General features: G+C 51.6%; 10 protein-coding genes. 1 reads left to right on the top strand and 9 read right to left on the bottom strand.

Going from position 1 to position 21,120, the window contains the following annotated elements:
* Nucleotides 1–253: 253 nt before the first annotated feature.
* The 4 genes from FCL47_RS23505 to FCL47_RS23490 form a co-directional block, all read right to left on the bottom strand.
* The gene (locus FCL47_RS23505; RefSeq protein WP_136816167.1) at nt 254–2,032 is read right to left on the bottom strand and encodes an acyl-CoA dehydrogenase family protein; all 1,779 of its coding nucleotides are present in this window, start codon (nt 2,030–2,032) and stop codon (nt 254–256) included.
* Nucleotides 2,033–2,180: 148 nt separating this feature from the next.
* On the bottom strand, nt 2,181–3,353 hold the full coding sequence (locus FCL47_RS23500; protein ID WP_136816166.1) for a thiolase family protein: 1,173 nt from the start codon (nt 3,351–3,353) through the stop codon (nt 2,181–2,183).
* A gap of 32 nt (nt 3,354–3,385) precedes the next feature.
* Nucleotides 3,386–5,773 carry a 3-hydroxyacyl-CoA dehydrogenase/enoyl-CoA hydratase family protein gene (locus FCL47_RS23495; RefSeq protein WP_136816165.1) on the bottom strand — a complete coding sequence of 796 codons (2,388 nt, stop codon included), beginning with the start codon at nt 5,771–5,773 and terminating at the stop codon, nt 3,386–3,388.
* Nucleotides 5,774–5,785: 12 nt separating this feature from the next.
* The gene (locus FCL47_RS23490; RefSeq protein ID WP_136816164.1) at nt 5,786–7,627 is read right to left on the bottom strand and encodes a long-chain fatty acid--CoA ligase; all 1,842 of its coding nucleotides are present in this window, start codon (nt 7,625–7,627) and stop codon (nt 5,786–5,788) included.
* A 432-nt stretch (nt 7,628–8,059) separates the two neighbouring features.
* Here FCL47_RS23490 and FCL47_RS23485 point away from each other — a divergent pair, with 432 nt between their 5' ends.
* Nucleotides 8,060–8,446 (top strand): DUF423 domain-containing protein, encoded by a 387-nt coding sequence (locus FCL47_RS23485; RefSeq protein ID WP_136816163.1) that lies wholly within the window; start codon nt 8,060–8,062, stop codon nt 8,444–8,446.
* Between the two features lie 321 nt (nt 8,447–8,767).
* Here FCL47_RS23485 and FCL47_RS25245 read toward each other — a convergent pair whose 3' ends face one another.
* The 5 genes from FCL47_RS25245 to FCL47_RS23460 form a co-directional block, all read right to left on the bottom strand.
* Nucleotides 8,768–14,647 (bottom strand): calcium-binding protein, encoded by a 5,880-nt coding sequence (locus FCL47_RS25245; protein WP_136816162.1) that lies wholly within the window; start codon nt 14,645–14,647, stop codon nt 8,768–8,770.
* 21 nt (nt 14,648–14,668) lie between these two features.
* Nucleotides 14,669–15,445: a hypothetical protein gene (locus FCL47_RS23475; RefSeq protein WP_136816161.1), complete on the bottom strand. Its 777-nt coding sequence runs from the start codon at nt 15,443–15,445 to the stop codon at nt 14,669–14,671.
* A gap of 270 nt (nt 15,446–15,715) precedes the next feature.
* Complete coding sequence (locus FCL47_RS23470) at nt 15,716–16,696, bottom strand: adhesin (RefSeq protein WP_136816160.1); 981 nt, start codon at nt 16,694–16,696, stop codon at nt 15,716–15,718.
* Between the two features lie 66 nt (nt 16,697–16,762).
* Nucleotides 16,763–18,115, bottom strand: a complete 1,353-nt coding sequence (locus FCL47_RS23465; RefSeq protein WP_136816159.1) for an HlyD family type I secretion periplasmic adaptor subunit — start codon at nt 18,113–18,115, stop codon at nt 16,763–16,765.
* Nucleotides 18,116–18,118: 3 nt separating this feature from the next.
* On the bottom strand, nt 18,119–20,704 hold the full coding sequence (locus tag FCL47_RS23460) for a peptidase domain-containing ABC transporter (protein ID WP_205747422.1): 2,586 nt from the start codon (nt 20,702–20,704) through the stop codon (nt 18,119–18,121).
* Nucleotides 20,705–21,120 lie beyond the last annotated feature (416 nt).

Here is a 21,120-nt window from a genome sequence, read left to right as displayed (position 1 = left end):
TCATTCACGAAATTCTTTCCTTGTAAACAGCACAAGAGGATTAGTGGTTAGTCACTAACCCCGCCCAACAGCATTGCGGGACTCTGTTTAGTCCTCGCTTGACGGGGATAAGTTCATTCACGAAATTCTTTCCTTGTAAACGGCACAAGAGGATTAGTGGTTAGTCACTAACCCCGCCCAACAGCATTGCGGGATAAGTTCATTCACGAAATTCTTTCCTTGTAAACAGCACAAGGAAAGAATTTCTAATTCACTAAAATATATACTTTTCAGCTTCACAGGCGGCCTTGGCCAGGGTCCGCTTAGCAGCGAGCAGACCGGTTGCATCGTACTTGGCAAAACGTCTGATTCCGGAGAGAATCATGGTCAGCGTATCGCCTTCCTCGATATAAAAGGCGCCTTTTCTTGCCGCACTGCCGGCCGTCTCGGAGGCGTCGAAGGCAAAAATCTTGACCGCAGCCTGCAGCAGTTCCTGTTTTGCCGCGCTCACTTTTCCATAGTTCTTCTCTGCGCGCAGGACCGTGCTCTCCAGGGCAAAGATCTGGATAGCAATATCGGCGGCAGCCATGAGGATTTCCTGCTCATTGGCCAGCTTATCCATGAACTTCTGTACCCCGGCGCCGGAGAGGATCAGAAACAGCGTCTTCAGGTTGGTGATCAGGGCTTTTTCCTTGGCAAACAGGATGGACTCATCGAGCTCTTCAAAGCTTGGTGTCATCAACGACTCAAAGGCTTTCATGGCCTTGGCCTGCAATGGCAGCTCGCCCTTCATTGCCTTGCGCAGGATCATGCCGGGAATGAGCAGACGGTTGATCTCGTTGGTTCCCTCAAAGATACGGTTAATTCGTTCGTCGCGATAGAAACGCTCCGCCGGATAATCGGCGACAAAACCATACCCACCGTGGATCTGGAGAACCTCGTCGACGGTTTTGGCCAGGACTTCACTGCAGAACACCTTGGCGATGCCGCATTCCGAGGCATATTCTTCAATGCCTTTCAGGTATTCGTCATAATAGTTGTCGATACCCTTTTCGATGGTGGCTATTTTTTCGTCAAGCAGTCCGGCAAGGCGATACACCAGCGATTCCGAGGCAAAGATATGGGCGGTCAGATCGGCAATTTTCTGGGAAATGGCGCCAAACTGACTGATCGGGGTATTGAACTGTTTACGTTCGTTGGCGTATTTAACACCTTCGGCAAAAGCCATCTTCGACGCACCGGTAACGCCCGCGCCCAATTTAAAGCGGCCAATATTGAGGACGTTGAAGGCGATCTTATGACCTTTACCTTTTTCACCCAGCAGGTTTTCCACCGGCACCTTGCAGTTATCGAGAATGATCTGGGTGGTCGACGACCCTTTGATACCTAGCTTTTTCTCTTCCGGTCCGACGATCAAGCCCGGAAAACTTTTTTCCACCAGAAAGGCGGTGAAATGCTGTTTATCGATCTTGGCAAAAATGGTATAGAGCTGAGCAAAACCGCCATTGGTGATAAACTGTTTGGTACCGTTCAGGATGTAGTGCTTGCCGTCTTCGGACAGCACCGCGGTCGCCTGGGCACCAAGGGCGTCACTGCCCGAACCGGGCTCGGTCAGACAGTAGGCGGCACACCACTCGCCGGAAATGATTTTTCCCAGGTATTTGTCTTTCTGCGCAGGTGTCCCGTAATAGACCAGAGGCAGCGTTCCTATTCCGGTATGTGCCGAGTAGGCCACGGAGAAAGAGCCGCCGAAAGAAATCTTCTCGCTCACCAGCATGGTCGACGCCTTATCCAGCTCGAGTCCGCCGTATTCCTCCGGGGCATCCATCATAAGCAACCCCAGCTCGCCGCATTTTTTCATTCCGTTGACGACGATGTCAAAATTCTGTTTGTCAATCTCTTCAATATGCGGGACGATCTCGCCTGCAATAAACTGCTCGGTCGTCTCGCCCATCTGGCGCTGTTCATCGGTAAAATCTTCCGGGGTAAAGACATCCTCACAGGGAGTTTCCGCAATCAGATATTCGCCGCCGTTGAGTATTTTCTCAGCCATTCTTGTCACCTCATCAGAATATTATAAACTTTTTATATTTGGCAAATTGTTCAGCAGTGCTCCAGATGCGTGCAGGCAGGCTGGATCACTATAGTACTCCTATGTGGACCAGCCTGACCGTGCACAGGTGGAGTGCTGCTGGATAATTCTACATTTTCTCGAACACGCCGGCGGCACCCATCCCCCCGCCAATACACATGGAAACCAATCCATAGCGCAGTTTTCTTCGGCCCATCTCATGCAGCAGGGTGGTGGTCAGTTTCGCACCGGTACATCCCAGGGGATGACCAAGAGCGATGGCCCCGCCGTTCACATTAATGATGTCCTTGTTAAGGCCGAGGGTTTTGATAACCGCCAGCGCCTGAGCAGCAAAGGCTTCGTTCAATTCGATCAGCTGGATATCTTCCAACTTCACTCCAGCCAGCTTCAGAGCGGCCGGGATGGCGGTGATCGGACCGATACCCATAACTTCAGGGGCGCAGCCGGTGGCGGCAAAGGCGAGAAAACGGGCCATCGGGCTTTTACCGATTTTTTCCAGGTATTCTTCCGAGACAACCAGCGCAACAGAGGCGCCGTCGGTCATCTGCGACGAGTTGCCGGCGGTAACCGGGCCGCCCACCTTAAAGGCCGGTCGCACCTTGCCCAGGCTTTCCACCGTCGAACCGGCCCTGACACCATCATCGACGGTCACCAGCTCCTTGACTTTTTTCATCTTGCCGTCAACCAGCATATCCTTTTCGATTTCCACCGGAATGATCTCATCGGTGAACCGTCCCGCTTCGATGGCAGCAGCGGCTTTAGCGTTACTGGCGGCGGCAAAGGTGTCCATCGCCAGTCGATCAATACCGTATCGTTCGGCGACCAGCTCGGCGGTGATTCCCATGGAGGAGAAGGCCTCCGGCCAGTCAACCATCAGACCCGGATTGGCACTGTACTTGAGACCGCCAAGGGGTACACAGGACATTGACTCGACCCCGCCGGCGACAATGCAGTCGGCAAAGCCGCACATCACCCGCTCGGCGGCAAGCGAGATGGACTGCAGGCCGGAAGAACAGAAACGATTGATGGTCTGGCCCGGAACCTCTATCGGCAGCCCGGCTCGCATAGAGGCCACCCGGCCAATGTTCATGCCTTGCTCGGCTTCGGGAAAGGCACAGCCAAGGTAGACATCGTTCACCGACGCCGGATCGATTCCGGTACGTTCAATCAGCCCTTTTATTGCCAGTGACGCTAATTCGTCCGGCCGCGTATCTTTAAATTTTCCTTTGTTTGCCCTGCAGCCAGGAGTTCGGTAACTGGCAAGTATATATGCTTTTTTCATATCAATTCTCCAATAATGGGTAAGGTAGTGGCTTAGTTGCGCAGCGGCTTGCCGGTTTTCAGCATATGCTGGATTCGCTCGGCAGTCTTTTTATTGCCGCAGAGTTTCAGGAAGTTTTCCCTCTCGAGCTGCAACAGATACTCCTCGCTAATAAGAGTGCCGGGATTGACATCGCCGCCGCACATTACCTGGGCAATGATCGTGCCCATTTCGGCCTCATATTCGGTTATAAAATTACCCATCTGCATATTCCACAGCTGGCTCTTGATAGCGGCAGCTATCCCCCGACCGGGAGCCGGAATGTTTTCCGCCGGACGCTTCGGCCGATAGTTGACCGCCAGCGCCAGGACCTTTTGCTTGGCATCGCCGATCAGTCTGTCAATATCCATGCTGATCGAGTCACCGTGGCGCATATAGTCCATGCCATACAGTTCTGCCGCGCCCATGGAAACCTTGGCCATGGCGAGCTGCTCGAAGTTTTTAAAGATAAACGGCTGTACGTCTGTTTTGTTCTTTTGCGCAAGCTCAATGGACCGCAGACTCATCTCTTTAGTGCCGCCGCCAGCGGGAAGCAGCCCGACGCCAATCTCAACCAGGCCCATATAGGTCTCGGCGTGGGCATTGATACCATCGGAATGCAGGCAAAACTCCGCTCCGCCTCCAAGCGTCATGCCAAAGGGTGCGCTGACCACCGGCACCTTGGCGTATTTGACCGCCATGGTCGCCTTCTGAAAGGCCTTGACCGCCATGGCAATATCATCGTAAGCGCCTTCGGCCAGAGCGACGGCGACCATCATCAGGTTGGCGCCCACCGAAAAATTGGTGCCATGGTTGCCGATGACCAGGCCAACGCCTTCTTCTTCTGCGCGTTTGATGGCCTTATGGGTCATGGCCAGGATATCGCCGCTGATGGAGTTCATCTTCGAGTGGAACTCAAAACCGAACACCCCGTCACCAAGATCGACCACCGAGCAGTTGGCATTTTTCTCAACCACCTTGCCGGCTTTTTTGAGGATCTGCAGCTGGATCTGGCCCTCTTTCACCGGTACCGGGAGGTAGGTTCTGGTGGCAAAATCAAAGTATTCTTTCTGGCCTGTTGCGCTGAAGCGATAGAAGCTCTCCACCCCCTGCAAACTTTCCGGAACCTTGAGGCCGTCCTTTTCCGCCCGTTTGACAAATGCCGCCACGCCGATCGCGTCAAGCATCTCAAACGGCCCGATCTCCCAGTTAAAACCCCAGCGCATGGCGTTGTCGACATTGACCACATCATCGGCTATCTCGGGGATACGGTTGACGGTGTAGATCAAGGTGTCACGAAGACTCTTCCAGGCAAATTCGGCGCCTTTATCTTTTGCCGAAACCACCATTTTCACCTTCTGAGCCGGATCGTCCACCTGCTTGACCATCTGCACCGAGGCAAACTTCGGCTTGGCAAGCGGTTTGTACTCGCCGCTGACATAGTCGTAATAGAAGATCTGTTTCTTGCCGTCGACCACATCCTTTTTGTAGAAGCCCTGTTTGGTTTTGTTACCGAGCTGTCCGGCGTCGATCATCTTTTTCATGAAATCGGGCATCTTGAACACCCCGCGCTCTTCATCGTCCGGCAAGAGATCATGGGAGTTGGTGCCGACATGACCGAGGGTGTCAAGACCGACCAGATCCGCCGTCCTGAAGGCCGCACTTTTGGGCCGCGCTGTTGCGGGACCGGCAACCGAATCGACTTCCTCCACCGTCATCCCCATCTCGACCATATGCTGGATGCCTTTATAGATGGCATAGGTGCCGATCCTGTTGGCGATGAAATTGGTGGTATCCTTGGCATAAACGATCCCCTTGCCCAGCCGTTTGCTGATAAAATCGGCCAGTCCGTTCATGACCACCGGGTCGGTCTCCGTGCACGGAACGATTTCCATCAGACGCATATAGCGCGGCGGATTGAAAAAATGGGTGGCCAGAAAATTTTTGCGCAGCTCAGCGGGCAATACCGCCGCCATCTCATTTACAGAGAGACCACTGGTATTGGTCGTCAGAATGGCACCTGGTGCCAGATTGGGCACGATTTTTTTGAGCAGATCGAGTTTGATCGGCATATATTCGATGACGACCTCGATAATCCAGTCACAGCTCTTTAATTTTTCCAGGTCATCCTCCAGATTACCGACCTGGATCTGTGATGCATAGTCCTTCAGGTAAAAAGGTGCGGGCCGCATCTTCAACAGACCCTGCAGACCATTCCGGGCGATACGGTTGCGTACGAGGGGGTTGTCCAGTGTCAAGCCTTTTGCCTCTTCCTGTTTGTCCAATCCCTTCGGCACGATATCAAGCAAAAGAATTTCCAATCCCGCATTGGCCAGATGGGCGGCAATGGTCGCTCCCATGACTCCGGCGCCAAGTACGGCTACTTTATTGATTTGCCTCATGTTGTCTCTCCATTAATTTTTGATCTGCGGGGCAATAATCCCTTCGCCTTTAGATAGATACAGGTCCTCAACGACACCTCGGTATTTGTCGAGGATAAACTTGCGTTTCAATTTCAAAGTGGGGGTCAGCTCTCCGCCTTCGATCGAGAAATCATTCAGTACAAGTGCAAAGTATTTTATCGTCTTATACGGCGGGTAACTCTTGTTCAACTCCTTGATACGATTGGCATAAAGTTCTTTAACCTGGGCATTGACCACCAGCTCCTCGACATCGATATAGCTGATCTTCTGCTCCCTGGCAAAATCGATTACCTGTTCGATATTCGGTGTAATGATGGCAACCAGATACGGCTTGCGGTCGCCGAAGACAATGGCCTGGGAGATATATTTGTCGAGCTTCAGCTCATTCTCGATCGGCTGGGGTGCAATGTTTTTGCCGCCGGCAGTAATGATCAACTCTTTTTTACGATCAACAATATAGACAAAGCCCTCCTCATCGATGGTGGCAATATCGCCGGTCTTGAACCAGCCATCTTCAAAGCTCTCCATGGTGGCTTCATCGTTTTTATAATACCCCAGCATCACCTGCGGTCCCTTGACCAGCAGCTCTCCATCTTCGGCGAGCTTCAGCTCTGTCTCGAGCACAGCCTTGCCGACGGAATCGAAGCGCACCATCCCGACACCGCTCAAGGCAACGACGGGGCTGGTTTCGGTCAGGCCATAACCGCTGAAAACCGGCAGACCGATAATCCACATGAATTCGTTGATGGTTTTGTCAAGCGGCGCCCCGCCACAAAGAAAAAAACGCAGCCTGCCGCCAAATTTATCGCGGATTTTCTTAAAGACCAGCTTATCAAAGAATTTGTACTGTATATTCAGCAGACCAAGGGGTTCGCAGGAAACATATTTTTTATTGACATACTCCCGACCCACCTCAACCGCCTTGTAAAAAATCTTTTGCCGCCATGGCGGCATCTTGTTCACGCTTTCATACACCTTGGCATAGATCTTCTCGAACAACCGGGGAACACTGACCATGGATGTCGGACGAACCTCCACCATGTTCTCCATGACTGCGGCAGGTTTTTCGGCAAAGGCGATATGGTTGCCATGCATCAGGGTCGAATAATACCCGCCGGTCCGTTCAAGAACATGGCTGAGCGGCAGAAAACTGAGAGTGGTTTCATCTTTGAGCGGCATGCCGAGCTGCCTGGCGCCATACTCGGCATTGATCATGATATTACGCTGGCTGAGGAGCACGCCCTTGGGCACCCCGGTTGTTCCCGAGGTGTAGATGATGGTGATAAGGTCATCCTGGGTTATGGTATCAATCTGCTTTTCGATCTGCTGCGTATCTTCCAGAGACAGGGGAGTTTCCACCTCGGATAACTGGTACTGGGTATAGACCGGGAAGGAGCGATGCCCGAGGAACCGCTCATAGGAAACAACCAGCTCGACATCCGGAATCTGGTCCTTTACGGAATAGAGCTTTTCATACTGGCCCTTGGTTGAGCAGAAGACAACACTCGCCTCAGAGTGATTGAGGACATAGGCCGCCTGCTTGCCGGTATTGGTTGCATAGATAGGTACGGTAATACCACCGACGCTCTGGATGCCGAAATCCGAGATGGCCCAGCCAAGACGGTTCTCCGAAAAGATGGCCACCTTATCGCCCGGCAATACGCCGTATTTCTGCAGCCCTCGCGCCAGCATCAGGACCCGCTCATAAAACTCCTCATAGGTCAGGGACAGATACACTCCCTTCTGTTTATAGCTGATCGCGGTTCTCTTGCCGTACTTGCGGGCATTATCTTTAAGAATTGCCGGGATCGATTGATAGGACATGATATTCATACTTTCCTTTCTCCCCAAGAACTGTTCAAACCGACACGTCACGCATAACGTTTACGTTAAGTAACACTCATCAGGAATGTATACATTACCTTAACGTTTAAGTCAACATCAAATGGTTGGTTATTTTACATCATCCATCTTGGTAAACGATGACATAAACCCAGGCGGCAATTCTCTCAGCAAAGATTCTTTATAGTACTATAACAACGCGTTACCCAAAAGAACAGCTGAGCCCATTCATTTCCAGAAAGCGACCTTTTCCCCTCGCGCCGACCCTGCAAATCATGCCATAATAATTAGACTTTTACGTAAAGTATGACGACAGGGAGGATTGCCGGTCTGTACCTTTTTGCTTGTACAGGTCTTTGCAAATAGACTACTCTTTTCCAGGAAATGTGACGGTGCAGAAATTATAACTATGAAGGTAAGACGATGACTCAGCTGTTTATAGCGTTCGGTTCCCTCCTGGCTCTTACAGGGGTTGTAGCCAGATCACTCAGTGCCCATGCCCTGCTGCAGTTGCTGGAGGCTCGCGGCAAACTCGATAATTTCAACCTCGCAGCCGATTATCTGTTATTCCACGGCCTGGCGCTGATCGGTATAGCCATCCTCTGCCACCTCTTCCCCGAGGGGAAATACCACCACGCCGGCTGGGCTTTTTTGCTTGGCTCCATCCTTTTCCAGGGAACGGTCCTGACCAAGAGCTTTATCTCCATCCAACCCTTTGGTTTTCTCACGCCCCTTGGTGGATTCGTGCTGATGGCAGGATGGGGACTGCTGATTATTGCTGCGCTGCAGGGTTATTTTGCGGGCAGGTAGGCAATGTTCCTGGCGGGAAGGCGTTCGATGGTGTTCAGCCACTTGCTGCTGGTCATAACCGGAACGCTCAAAAAAAATGTGCTTACCACTAAAGTTCAGCTACATGGGGATATGAGGTGCCCTTTGCACGGGTGTTCCGCAGCCTGGATGGCTGCGGTCAAGCCCCCAGGGATGGGTTTATGGCGTCCCGTGCAAAGGGCACCTCATATCCCTCTGAACGTTCCAAGCTGAACTTTAGTGGTAATCACAAAAAATAAAGAGTGTTTTTCCCGGCTATATGGAAAAACCACTCTCTATTTATATCCCTGCTCTGTCCGTCAATTACAGCGAGGCGATTACGAAATTATTTTCATTTACCAGTGGTTTGGAGGTCAGCACGGCAAACTCAACGGCAACCCCCTGCCCATTGCCATCGTTATCATACAACAGTGCTCCAGTAGTTGTATTGTAGAGGATGAAGTCATTTTCATCGGCTGCTATACCCGTTGTGCTGGAGTGAAAGTTGACAGCAGCAAGGCTGCCTTCCGCGAGAAAGGCACTAAAGATACTTTTATCCAACAATATTTTATCTTGATCAACGGTGAAATCGACAATCGTGTCTTTATTGGTGCCCGCATTCAAAACACTGTCAAATACAAAGGTGTCGTTACCGAGACCCCCGGATAAATTATCCTTCCCGAGACCACCGCGCAACTCATCATCACCATCGCCGCCCTTGAGGACATCACTCCCGTCAAGGCCTTGCAGCAGATCATTTCCCCCAAAACCAAGCAGCGTATTATTTTCTGCCCCACCAACCAGAATGTCTTTATAGTTTGAACCATAGACATTCTCTATTGACAGCAGGCTATCGCCTTCGGCGGTTCCGCCACTGGCCGTCCCGGCAAGCAGATCCACCCCTACCGCCGTGGCTGAATCACGATAATCGGCGCTGTCACGGCCATCGCCACCATCGAGGATATCCCCGCCAGTGCCGCCACGGAGGACATCGTTACCCAAACCGCCGTATAAGGTGTCCTGGCCATCGCCGCCGCGAAGGGTGTCGTTACCATCATTGCCAAAGAGCATATCATCGCCATCATACCCAAGCAGGGTGTTGGCTTCACCATTGCCGACCAGGGTGTCGTTATATCCGGTGCCGTAGATATTTTCTATCGACAACAGAGTATCACCCTCAGCGGTTCCGCCACCGGCCGTCCCGGCAAGCAGATCCACCGCTACCGCCGTGGCTGAATCACGATAATCCGCGCTGTCCCGGCCATCGCCACCATCGAGAACATCTGCGCCGTCACCACCGCGGAGGACATCATTACCCAAATCGCCATATAAGGTATCCTGGCCATCGCCGCCGCGAAGGGTGTCGTTACCATCATTGCCAAAGAGCATATCATCACCATCATACCCAAGCAGGGTGTTGGCTTCACCATTGCCGACCAGGGTGTCGTTATATCCGGTGCCGTAGACCTTCTCTATCGACAGCAGGGTATCTCCTTCTGCGGTTCCACCACTGGCCGTCCCTGTACCCAGATCAACGGCAATTGCCGTGGTCGAATCCCGGTAATCCGCAATATCTACCCCATCACCTCCATCTAAAGTGTCGGCACCAACACCACCTCGAAGACGATCGTTGTCGAGACCACCATACATAGTGTCCAGACCGTCACCGCCCTGAAGGTTGTCATTCCCCGCACCTCCATCTAAAATATCGTCGCCGTCATTGCCCAACAAAGTATCATTTCCATCTCCCCCATTGAACCAATCGTTGTTCGTTCCAACCCCAGACATTTTATCATCACCATCCGTCCCATCTATTGGTTGTCGCGCTAAAAATTCATCAAAAGTCAATACCGTACCATCAGCAAAGCTAATAAGATCATATCGATTTGCCAACCTGCTGGTATCATACCAGTAGTATAAGATCACCTGGTCTCCCCCAGTGCCCACATTGATCACTAAATTGCCGGTACTGGTTTGATTTTCTTCTATTTTGAGGTCTTTCAGAGCGATCCCTTCGCCAAAGGCCAAAGTATCAATGCCGAGAGGGTCGTCACACTCTACGGTATGTTTACCATCCCCAAGATTGAACACAATTATATCATTACCCGCTCCACCTCGAAGAAGGCTCGATCCTATTCCCCCTTCAAGTACATCATCTCCGCCAAAACCTTCGATAATACTGCCGCCGGTTATGATGTCGTTCTTATCATCCTCTCCCGCCAGGTATCCCATGCCATTTTGATATAACGGCATTCCCTGTAAGATGTTGCTGGCATCTCGTTTTGTGCCATCAGCAAAGGTGAAATGCTCTACCTTGCAACCGTAAAACCAATCGTACAGGGTTAATTGATCAGTATCCGCTCCGACCGAAAGCACCAAATTATGACCGTCTTTTGTGGCCTTATTAATATCGGCCAGGCTAATATCAGGTCCAAAGGCAACAGTGTCATCCCCATTGAGATCCCCAATCAGGATTGAATCCTGGCCATCACCAGAGTTAAAGCAGAAGATATCATCCCCCGCTCCTCCGTTTAGAGTGTCGTTTCCTGTACCTCCTTCAAGAATATCATCGCCGTAACCACCGTTTAAAAAATCATCCCCTGCTTCACCTTTAACCCAGTCATTATCAACACCTGCGCCATAAAAAATATCGGGGTTTTCCGTACCGATTACTGGCTGTTGTGCCATTAATTCATTAAGGCTCAACACCGCACCATCGGTAAACTTGAACTGGTCAATACTATAAGCCGTATGAGCTCTCACTGGGGAATAATCATCAAACATATAAAAATCAGCGAGCCTGATTTGCTCTCCACCCTCACCAACATAAATTGTTAAATCAGAATAATTATCTGTCGTCAAAGAAAATTGCAGATCAGACGAGGTTATATCTGCACCGAAGGCAATAGTGTCGAGACCGTCTACTTCATCACCCATGATGACATCTTGACCGTCACCAAGGTTGAATAGAAAGATATCATCCCCGGCACCGCCAGAAAGGGTGTCATTACCTCCATCTCCTGAGAGAATATCATCTCCACCATACCCTTTTAGCGTGTCTCGACCAGCTAATCCGCTAATGATGTCAGTGCCATCAGTTCCCTCCAAAAGATTGTTTCCCGAAGTGCCGTCTTGATATAATGGCAGTCCTGCCAAGATATTGTCGGCGTTTCTTTCTGTGCCATCTGAGAATGTGAAATGGTCAACGTGGTAATCCGGGCTCATAAACCAGCTGCTTATAGTTATCTGATCGCCGGCTGTTCCAATTGAAAGAATTAGATCATCAAAGTATTTACTTGCTTTGTTTATACTATTCAGAGTAATGCCGGCTCCAAAAGCTATCGTATCATTAGTTCCATTAACATCGCGGTTATCTATACGATCCTGGCCGTCGCCTATGTTAAACACATAAATATCATCGCCAAACCCTCCCGAAAGCCTATCATTGCCCAATCCCCCAACGAGCACATCATTGCCTTCCTCTGCAGAAGTCTGACCGCCAAGAAGGTCATCCCCCGCGCCACCATAAAGCAGATCATTACCGTTTTGCCCCCTCAGCCAATCATTTCCATCCCCTCCATAAAGCTCGTCTATACCGTCACAGCCAAAGAGAATGTCATGACCGGAACCACCATCAAGAATATCATCCCCAGCCAAACCATAGAGCACGTCATCGTTATCTCCGCCAGAGAGGTAATCATTACCGGAACCGGTCAAATCTCCATTATCACCTATCAACCAGTCATTGCCGGCTCCACCGTATAACCAGTCGTCACCATCACCGCCGAGGAGGGTATCGCTCTCGGTGCCGCCATCGAGCATATCGTCTCCCACCCCGCCGTCAAGCCAATCCCGGCCAGCACGGCCCCACAGAATATCGTCGCCCCCGTTGGGGGCATTATTGTTGATCGTGAAATTCCTGGAGACATATCCCGTGTAATATCCGGATTCAGAGGCGGTAAAATCGACGCCAAGGTATGACAGATTATCCAGGCTGAGTGCCATCGAGCCTGTGAAATAACCTTCACCAAGCAGGATGTCATCCCCATCTCCGCCAGAGAGGGTATCCGCATGTGAGCCGCCGGCCAGAACATCATTGCCCGCATCCCCCCTGATAATGTCATCGCCATCAAACCCTGATAGAAAATCAATACCTTCACCACCGACAATCTGATCGGCTCCACCGGTGCCCTGGATCCAGTCGCCACCGTTCCCACCGTCAAGCAGATCCCCTTCAAGCTCACCCGTCAGTGTTATCTCTTTATTATTCCAATACTCCATGTAGCCAAAAATGATATCGCCGCCATCACCGCCGGCAATTTCGTCATGCCTGGCAAAACCGAACAAAAAATCGCCCGAATCACCACCGGTTACCTGGAGACGAGGTGCCGCAGAAGTGAAGTATTCACTGTAAAATGGTGTCGCTGAAGTGGCTCCAGCCGGAAACGATGTATACGTCAATTGCCAATTTGCCGGATTAGTGCCAATATCCAGAATCCCCATCACATCAGAGTTGACCGTACCCGTCAGGGTCATGTCAAAATCCTGTGGGTCCTCTTCCTTCAGGGTGAAACCAAAGTCATTATCAGCAAATGCCGCCGCGCTGGTCTGGTTGGCAAAGGTGATGCTGTCTTCGGCACTGAGGTTGAGTTGGCCCGGTGAATGAAATTCCAGCCTGTATTGGGGTGTGCCATCGGGATTTCCAGTATCGCTGATGAACCAGTATGCACCGCTCGCGTTGTCCTTTTCAAAGGTGCCGGCGATCAATTCGTTGTTATAAATTATGTTATTTTGGCCACTGTCGATAATCCGGTCATGCCCATCTATGACATAGGTATCAACACCGGCACCGCCTATCATGATATCATCACCGGCGCCTCCATCGAGGATGTCGGCTCCGTCCCCGCCGACCAGAATATCTGCCTGGTCGCTGCCGGTAAGCCTATCCATGCCGGTTCCGCCAAGCATAAAGGTGGATTTGTCTCCGGCTACGGCAGTCATTGGCTGAATGCCAGCCTGGATATACCAGTCTTGAAGGTCGGGGACTTTTTCCAGGATTGCTGCCCGTTCCTGGGCCGGATATCGCAGCAGGAAATCGTTAAAGAAGGTATATCCCTTGGCATCTGTAAAGGTATCGGAAACCTTGGTCCGATCAAAATGAATGCCACCGCTCACACCATCGATGTTGAACAGCGTCTCGTTCGCCGTAAGTTTGTCCTCGTAATAGGCCTGCATGGCAAAGGCGATAAGCGCCTTGGTCAAATCCGCCGTGATTTCAACGGTCATACCGCCCTGCTGGGCAATTTTCTCCATGTCTTCGGTGAAGCGGGTCAGCATCCCATCACTCGATAAACCATCTATTCCTTCCTGATGACGGACCAGATTTTCCAGAAAATTGACATTTGTTGTGTTCGATTTGTCTGTGGTGAAACTGTACAACTCGTCATCAAATGCTAACTTTAACAAATCAGGCAAGTTCAAGGTGACCTGACGGAACTTTTCGTTTTGCAGAAACGTGGTAAGCAGGGCCATTGAGTGAAGGTCGATTCCACTAATATCTGGAGATCCGTGCGAAATCTGGGTCTCTTGACCAATCCGGTCAAAAAGCGTTACAGGTGCAGAACTCAAAACCTCACCCTGCGTGTTAAAACTCGTAACAAGAAACTCTCTGTCATAAAGGGAGCTATAGTTCAACAATGGTTGTAGCAGGGTTTCGCTAACGTTGTGTTCCTGTAGATATTCATAAAGATCATCCGCTACCGCCAAGCCTCCGGCTTCCGGATCAGCCGCCTTGCGAAATGGAGCCTGGTTAAACGTTACCGCCTGTTTGTTGAAAAACACTCCAATCAAGGACGCCAGACCGCCTCCCAGGCTATGTCCAGTGAGAGTGATCGTGGCATCTGGATTGGCTGCCTTGACTTCACAATAGTATAGCGCGGCCTGCCTTAACTGAGAACAAGTGTCCCCGTTTGCCAGGGAAGTATTCGTAACCCAGTCCCTCGAATCATTTGTTCCAGTAAAAGAGATTACGATTTCGTTTGTCTGCGAATTTTTATATGCAGAAGCCTCAAACCCAGTCAAACTATCTTCTGGAATTCTCGACAAGACATTCCATCCATTAGGAACTGGAAAGCGATTTTTTGCATCGCGAGATGAATAGTATGAGCAACCTGCAAGTAAAGCATATTCAATTGTGGTGACCATTTTCCTCTCCTAATTTCTTTATCATTTCTTTTGCTTATCGATAAATTTTTGACCAATAATATCATTAGGTAGAATCCACGAACCTTTATAAAGGACTCTTTTCTCGCACAAGTTCTCTATAAATGAGGCGTCCAAGGGTTCCCGAACAAAAACCTTCAAATACTGCACTTCCTTGTGTTTGCTCTCTTCATTGATCCGAGTAATCTCTTCAGCCGGTACAACGCCAAAACGATGTGACAACAACCTTTCCCTTCTCAGCTGGAAACCGCTGATAACCATATTAGCTTTCGTGATTTGCAGCGGTAATTCATCAACCGGTATCTGCTGCCAGTCATTGTCGCTGTATTTCAGGAATACATAGGGCGGGTTGGGACGTTTCCATTTGTTATATGCGATACAGCCCATCGGGGTGGTAACGAGATAAGGGATTCCGCTTATGATATCGAGAGCCAGGGGCTGCAGTTCGGTATCCTCAAGATCAGGTCCTATGGTAGTCTGCCAGGTAATTTTTTTACCGGACTCGGGCAGGACAACGGAAAGGGTATGTTTGTTTACCGGCACATCCTGACCGATCTCATGACGACCTCCTCTTGTCTGTGACCGTTTCACGATGATCTTGCCCCCATCATGCAGCAGTACTTCCTCCTTCCAACTTGCCGGCCACCAGCCTAATAAGGTTTGAGTGACGTTCATCGCCGGCAGCCAAACCAGATAGGGGAAAAAGGTTTTTCCAAGCAAGAGGAGAGCCAGGATTACAGCAGGTACGAGCACATAACGCTTCTTCATCCGGGTTTTCATACAGCAAGCCTCCATTTCCGTTTATGATTCCCCCTAATATTCAGCACAGAAGGTTCAGGGAATATGCGGTGGCCTTTGCACGGGTGTTCCGCAGCCTGGATGGCTGCGGTCAAGCCCCCAGGGATGGGTTTACGGCGTCCCGTGCAAAGGTCACCGCATATTCCCATAGAGCTGAGGTTCGTGGGAGAAGAATTCCGTTTATCGTCACGGACACCACAAACATCCAAACCATCGCTGCCATGATTTGGAGCATGGTTATTACTCATGAAATTATTCATTATCCTTCTTCCATCGTTCAATCTGAAACTGGAAAGGATACGGAATGGCTGCATCCTGTGCGGCCATGCCCAGAGACTCGTTTTGCGCTGACTCTTCCGGCGTGGACAGCTCTGAAAAATCCGCCAGCAAGGGTTCCGCATTGCGCAGGTATTTGGTGATGCTCACCGGGCCGGCCCAGAGGATATATTGCTCGTTGTATTCCGCCTCTATGGCTGCGGACTGCGGCACCATTACCAGCTTGCCGCTGAGGTGCTCGACAGCCATGACCTCGAGTGCCGTCTTGGCCCGCAATATTTCGTTATTGGCCAGGAACCATTCCACCCTGGTGCGCACCGTACCGAAAACATCGACCGTGATATACACATCAATCTCCGCCTCGGAGGGCGGCACAACGATGACGCCCTGCAGAAAAAGATAGCTCTCCAGCAAGCCGGAAAGATACTGGAGGTCATCGGACGAAATTTCCGTTGAATTCTGGTAGGACCCTAATCCTTTATATTCCAGGCCGATCTGTGCTTCCCCGCCGCCACCCTTCTGCTGGCTGGTTTTTTGTTCGGAGGACGGCAACAGGGTTTCCGTCACGCTCTGGGTGCCTGAGCCGCCGGTTGATGTTGCGGTATAACGGGGATAGATTGATTTTTCTGTAACAGAGGGAGTCTGGATATAATCGCCGCGGAGCTGCGACACCAGCGAATATCGACCGCCAACCATGTTTCCAGTGCCGGTATCGCCGATGGCATTGACAAAAAGATTGACCTTTTTACCGCGTATTGTTGTCAGGTCGATTTTCTTTACCGTTGCTCGGGTCGCCGCTGCAACCAACTCCTGTTCCACGGCGAAACGCTTGCCGCCGCCATGGGCAGGAATACCTGTTATGGAACCGCATCCGCCCAGCTGGAGAAGCAGGGCAACACTGAAGAGTAGATACATTCCATGACGACAGATTGATGTTTTCTCAGTAAAATCGAGCATAATCCTCCACAATATTAAGCGTTGGGTCCCCACTGGTCCCATGTGGCACAGGGGCATCGGGACACCTTACGGTTCGCGCAGACTCTCGTCAAAAACCCGGATGATCGGATACAGGAAATACGAAATAACCGACCGGCTGCCGACCTTAATTTCTGTTCTGACCTTCATGCCGGGCATCAGGCGAAACCCCGGCGGAACATTGCGCAGCTTCGTCGACAACAGACTGAGCCTCGTCCGATAAAATGCGTCTTCTGCCTCGGAAGGCGACTGCGCCAGCGACTCGCCCCGGTCATTGAGCCGAAAACTGTCTTCGCTGATGACCCGCACTTTCCCCGGCAGGGTGTCGTGTCGTTGGAACGGGAAGGCATCAAGCTTGACCCGGGCTGAATCATTGGTGCGGATTCGGGCGATATCCCTGGCAGGGACGTTCACCTCAACTTCAATACGGCTATTGAGTGGAACAAGAGTGATCAGTGGCTCTGCCTGCCGGGCAATCGAACCGACCGCCAGGTCCGCCATCTGCAAGACCACTCCCGGCTGCGGCGCACGCAGGCTGACAAGCTCATGCAACCGTTTGGCCTTATTGATCTCCTCGACCACCTTTTCCAATTCATTGCGCAGGGTAACCTGCTGCTCCATCAGCTCGCCGCTGCGTTCCTCTATAAATCTGCGCCATTCCGACCTGGCCTGCTGCAGTTCATGGACAATGACCTGCTCTTCAGCCCTTAAACTGGCCATCTCATCGACCGTCTGAAATCTATTCTTCTGGGCGTCCAACAGTCTGAGCCGATACCCGGTATCCTTTTGTCGATCCCTGGCGACCGTCCCCTCCACATCACGCAGCAGCTTCAACTGGCGCTCCTTGCCCTGATGCTGCACCTTGTTTAACGTAAGCTTCGCCTCCAGGGCGGCAATCCGTTCGGCATTGAACTGCTTGTTGCGATTGAAGATAATTTTTCGCTGGCGAAACAGCTGCTCCTGCAACAGTCCATCTTCACCCTCTTCCTTGAGCGCCGCAAAAGGTTTCCCTTTTAATTCAGCCTGAATCCGTCGCACCTGCGTCCCGATGACCTGCGCCTCTTTGGTCAGCTGGGTCAGATCGGCACTGGCAAAGGTCGAATCCAGCGTTGCCAGGATCTGGCCCTTTTCCACGCTGTCGCCGACCTGGACGTCGATCGATCTGATGACCGCGGTATGCAAAGACTGGATAACAATAGTCGGTGCAGTGGTGATAAGCTTGCCCTGGGCAACGACAATCCGGTCCACCTTGAAAACAACGGCACCAACCACAACCGCCGCAAGACTGCCGAGAATAACATAGAGCACCCAGCGGACTCGACCGGGAACCGACCGTTCTTCAATTTCGACCGCATCCGGCTGATACGCCAGAACCTCCTGAGATATTTTTTTGCCTCGCATACGCTAGTTAAACTCCATCTGCTGCTGCCAGAGTTTCTTATAAAGAGGGCAATTCTGCAGCAGGCTCTGATGCGCGCCGTAGCCGACGAGATTGCCACCTTCTAACACCATTATATTATCCGCATCTTTCAGCATGGATAAGCGGTGGGAGACGATTAAAACCGTCCGGCCCCGCGAAATTCTAGCCAGATTGTCCCGAACGATTCGTTCGCTTTCCGGATCAAGCGAACTGGTGGCTTCATCCAAAATGAGGATTTCCGGGCGGGTTAACAGCGCCCGGGCGATGGCCAGCCGCTGCCGCTGTCCACCCGACAGATTACTCGCCCCTTCTTCAAGCTGTGTATCATAGCCGTGGGGCAGTTTGACGATAAACTCATCGGCCCCGGCCAGGATTGCCGCCTCGATGATCTGCTCCCGCGACGCGCCTGCCTGGCCCGCCCGAATATTATCGGCCACGGAGGCCCTGAATAAAAAACTCTCCTGCAGCACCACGCCACTCTTTCGCCGCAGGTGCGCCGTGTCAATTTCATTGAGGTAACAGTTATTGATCCTGATGGTACCGGTCGATGGGAAATACGCTTTCTGGAGCATCCGGGTCAGGGTCGTTTTTCCGGAACCGCTGGGGCCGACGATACCTAAAGTCGTGCCGGCAGGGATAGTAAGGGAGATCTCCTGCAGGGCGTTGGGCAGATCCGGTGCGTAACGAAAACTGACCCGATCCAGAACAATATCGCCTTTCATCGACGGCCGGGTACCGTGGCGGTCGGCACCCCACTCCGGTTTCGCGTTCATCACCACCCCGAGTTTTTCCACCGAGAGCGCGGCCTCCTGATACTGATGAATGAGCCCCACCAGACGAACCAGAGGAGATGTCACCCGCCCGGCGAGCATCTGAAAAGCAATCAGTGCACCAACGCTCAGCACGCCGCCAAAGACCTGGTTCGCCCCCACCCAGATGAGCATGACCGTCATTAACCGCTCGAGCAGCTGGGTCAGCGATTTGGCGGTAATGGAAATCTTCCCCACCCGAAACTGCATGCTTATCGCCCGGGCCACCTTCTGTTCCCACTGACTGCGCAATAAGGGTTCAATCGCCATGGCTTTAACCGTCGGCATGCCGTTAATCGTTTCCACCAGCATTGCCTGTCGGTGCCCTTCTGCGTCATACAGGGCGTTCAGTCGGCGTTTGAAAGGGGCGATGAGCACCAGTATCACCGCGGCAATCAACAAGGTAAAAACCAGGACTATGGCGGTCAGCTGAAAGCTGTAAAAAAATAAAAAGGGCAGAAAAACAAACAGAGACGTCGCCTCAAGCATGGTGAGAAAGACACTGCCGGTAAGAAACCCGCGAATGTTGGCAGTCTGCTGCATATGTTTGGTGAGGACGCCGGCGGTAACCCGCTCAAAGAAGTCGAGAGGCAGGTTGAGCATATGGCGGAAGGTCCGGGAGGTGACCCGCAGATCGATCTTGTTGGTGGCATGGAGCAGCAGGTAGTCGCGCAGAAAATCAAGACAGCCGTTGACAACCAGCATCACCGTCATGCCAAGCCCCAGCACATGCAGGGTGGTGAAGGCCTGATTGACCAGGACTTTATCAATGACAATCTGGAAAAAGATGGGTGTGATCAGGGCGATGGCGTTAATAAAAAGTACCGCAATGGCAATATCGACAAAAGCCGTTTTCTGCCGCAGAATCTCCGGGATAAACCAGCGCAGGCTGAATGGCTGCGTTGCATCACTGAGCTTATAGACTCGTTTAAAGATATAGACTTCGCCGGTCCAGAGCGACTCAAACTCCTCCCTGGTCAGCCGCACATGCCCGCCGCCAGCGCCGTTCAGCGGGTCATAACAACCAATTACCGGTTCCTGCCCGGCAGTCTCCGCGCCGATAGCCCCGACGACGACCACATGGCGGCCGCCCTGCAAACGGGCGATCGCCGGATAGGCTTTATGCAGATGCAGAAGCCCCAGCCAATCCAGTTGCAGCAATTTGGCCCGCAACCCCTGGTCCTTGCCCATGCGCAGCAGCGTATCGCTGAGGATTTCCTCAGATCCAAGATTATATTCATGCCGCAGACGGTCCTGGGTGAGTTCTATATTGTGCTCTCTTGCGACGAGCGAAAAACAGACCAAAGCGGTGTTGATTTTTTCAAACCGCAGCAGCCCGCCGGTGCTGTGCTGTCGAAAATCGGTAAAGGAAATCTTGCACGGCGTATCGCCTGCCTCATCGTGCTGCCCTGCCAGGGTGAGGGAAACCGGCACCCCGTCTGCGCCAATATCCACGGCAGAGATGATAAGGTACCGGCCAGTCAGCAGTTCAGCGACAACCGGCAGACGACCGGCTGCTTCCGGCCAGTCTTTTTCCTGTGGCCGCAGGATCAAGGTCCGCAGCCCCTGCTGCCGGGCGGACTCTATTACTTTTTTAAGAATGTCCTGTCGACTGGTGGTATCTGCCCTCTCCGCCATAGCCTTACATGCGGCGGCAAGAGCGCTTTCTCCTCCATTTTCTGCCAGATACCGGCAACCAGCCAGAAGATCCACCTGGTAATTCGATATGCTGGCAACATGTTGGCCAATCTTTGCATTCATCTCAATCCCTGACCTATTGGCTGCAAAATCTTTGTAACTACCCTCGTAAAAAGTCCAAATTTCAGGATGGCTAAGTAAAAAACTTCATACACGAGGCGTGTTAATTTCACTATTGTTTCGGCGTACCAGGGTACGTCGTAATGATCGTGAAATTCGCAACAACGAAGTAGATGAAGCGTTTTTACGACGCCATCTATATTAAGGGTACCGATCACCTCCTATAAATTTCTCATAATGTTTTATCATCAAAGACAACTGGTGGCTGAAACAGGCCTAAGATTAATGAAATAGCATTGACATTTCGGAATGATACAATGCAAAAAATTATTTTAGTAAGCAGGTTTTGGCGATCGGATAGATGAGGTGGAAAAGGAGTATCACGAGGGGCAGGTGCAGAACGATTCGATGGTATGGTG

This window comes from Desulfopila sp. IMCC35006 (genome assembly GCF_005116645.1).
GTDB lineage: Bacteria > Desulfobacterota > Desulfobulbia > Desulfobulbales > Desulfocapsaceae > Desulforhopalus_A.
This window is presented reverse-complemented; position numbering and strand designations above follow the sequence as displayed.

Coding starts and splice junctions, on each gene's coding strand:
- FCL47_RS23505 (WP_136816167.1), bottom strand. CDS start 2,032: ATGGCTGAGAAAATACTCAACGGCGGCGAATATCTGATTGCGGAAACT.
- FCL47_RS23500 (WP_136816166.1), bottom strand. CDS start 3,353: ATGAAAAAAGCATATATACTTGCCAGTTACCGAACTCCTGGCTGCAGG.
- FCL47_RS23495 (WP_136816165.1), bottom strand. CDS start 5,773: ATGAGGCAAATCAATAAAGTAGCCGTACTTGGCGCCGGAGTCATGGGA.
- FCL47_RS23490 (WP_136816164.1), bottom strand. CDS start 7,627: ATGAATATCATGTCCTATCAATCGATCCCGGCAATTCTTAAAGATAAT.
- FCL47_RS23485 (WP_136816163.1), top strand. CDS start 8,060: ATGACTCAGCTGTTTATAGCGTTCGGTTCCCTCCTGGCTCTTACAGGG.
- FCL47_RS25245 (WP_136816162.1), bottom strand. CDS start 14,647: ATGGTCACCACAATTGAATATGCTTTACTTGCAGGTTGCTCATACTAT.
- FCL47_RS23475 (WP_136816161.1), bottom strand. CDS start 15,445: ATGAAAACCCGGATGAAGAAGCGTTATGTGCTCGTACCTGCTGTAATC.
- FCL47_RS23470 (WP_136816160.1), bottom strand. CDS start 16,696: ATGCTCGATTTTACTGAGAAAACATCAATCTGTCGTCATGGAATGTAT.
- FCL47_RS23465 (WP_136816159.1), bottom strand. CDS start 18,115: ATGCGAGGCAAAAAAATATCTCAGGAGGTTCTGGCGTATCAGCCGGAT.
- FCL47_RS23460 (WP_205747422.1), bottom strand. CDS start 20,704: ATGAATGCAAAGATTGGCCAACATGTTGCCAGCATATCGAATTACCAG.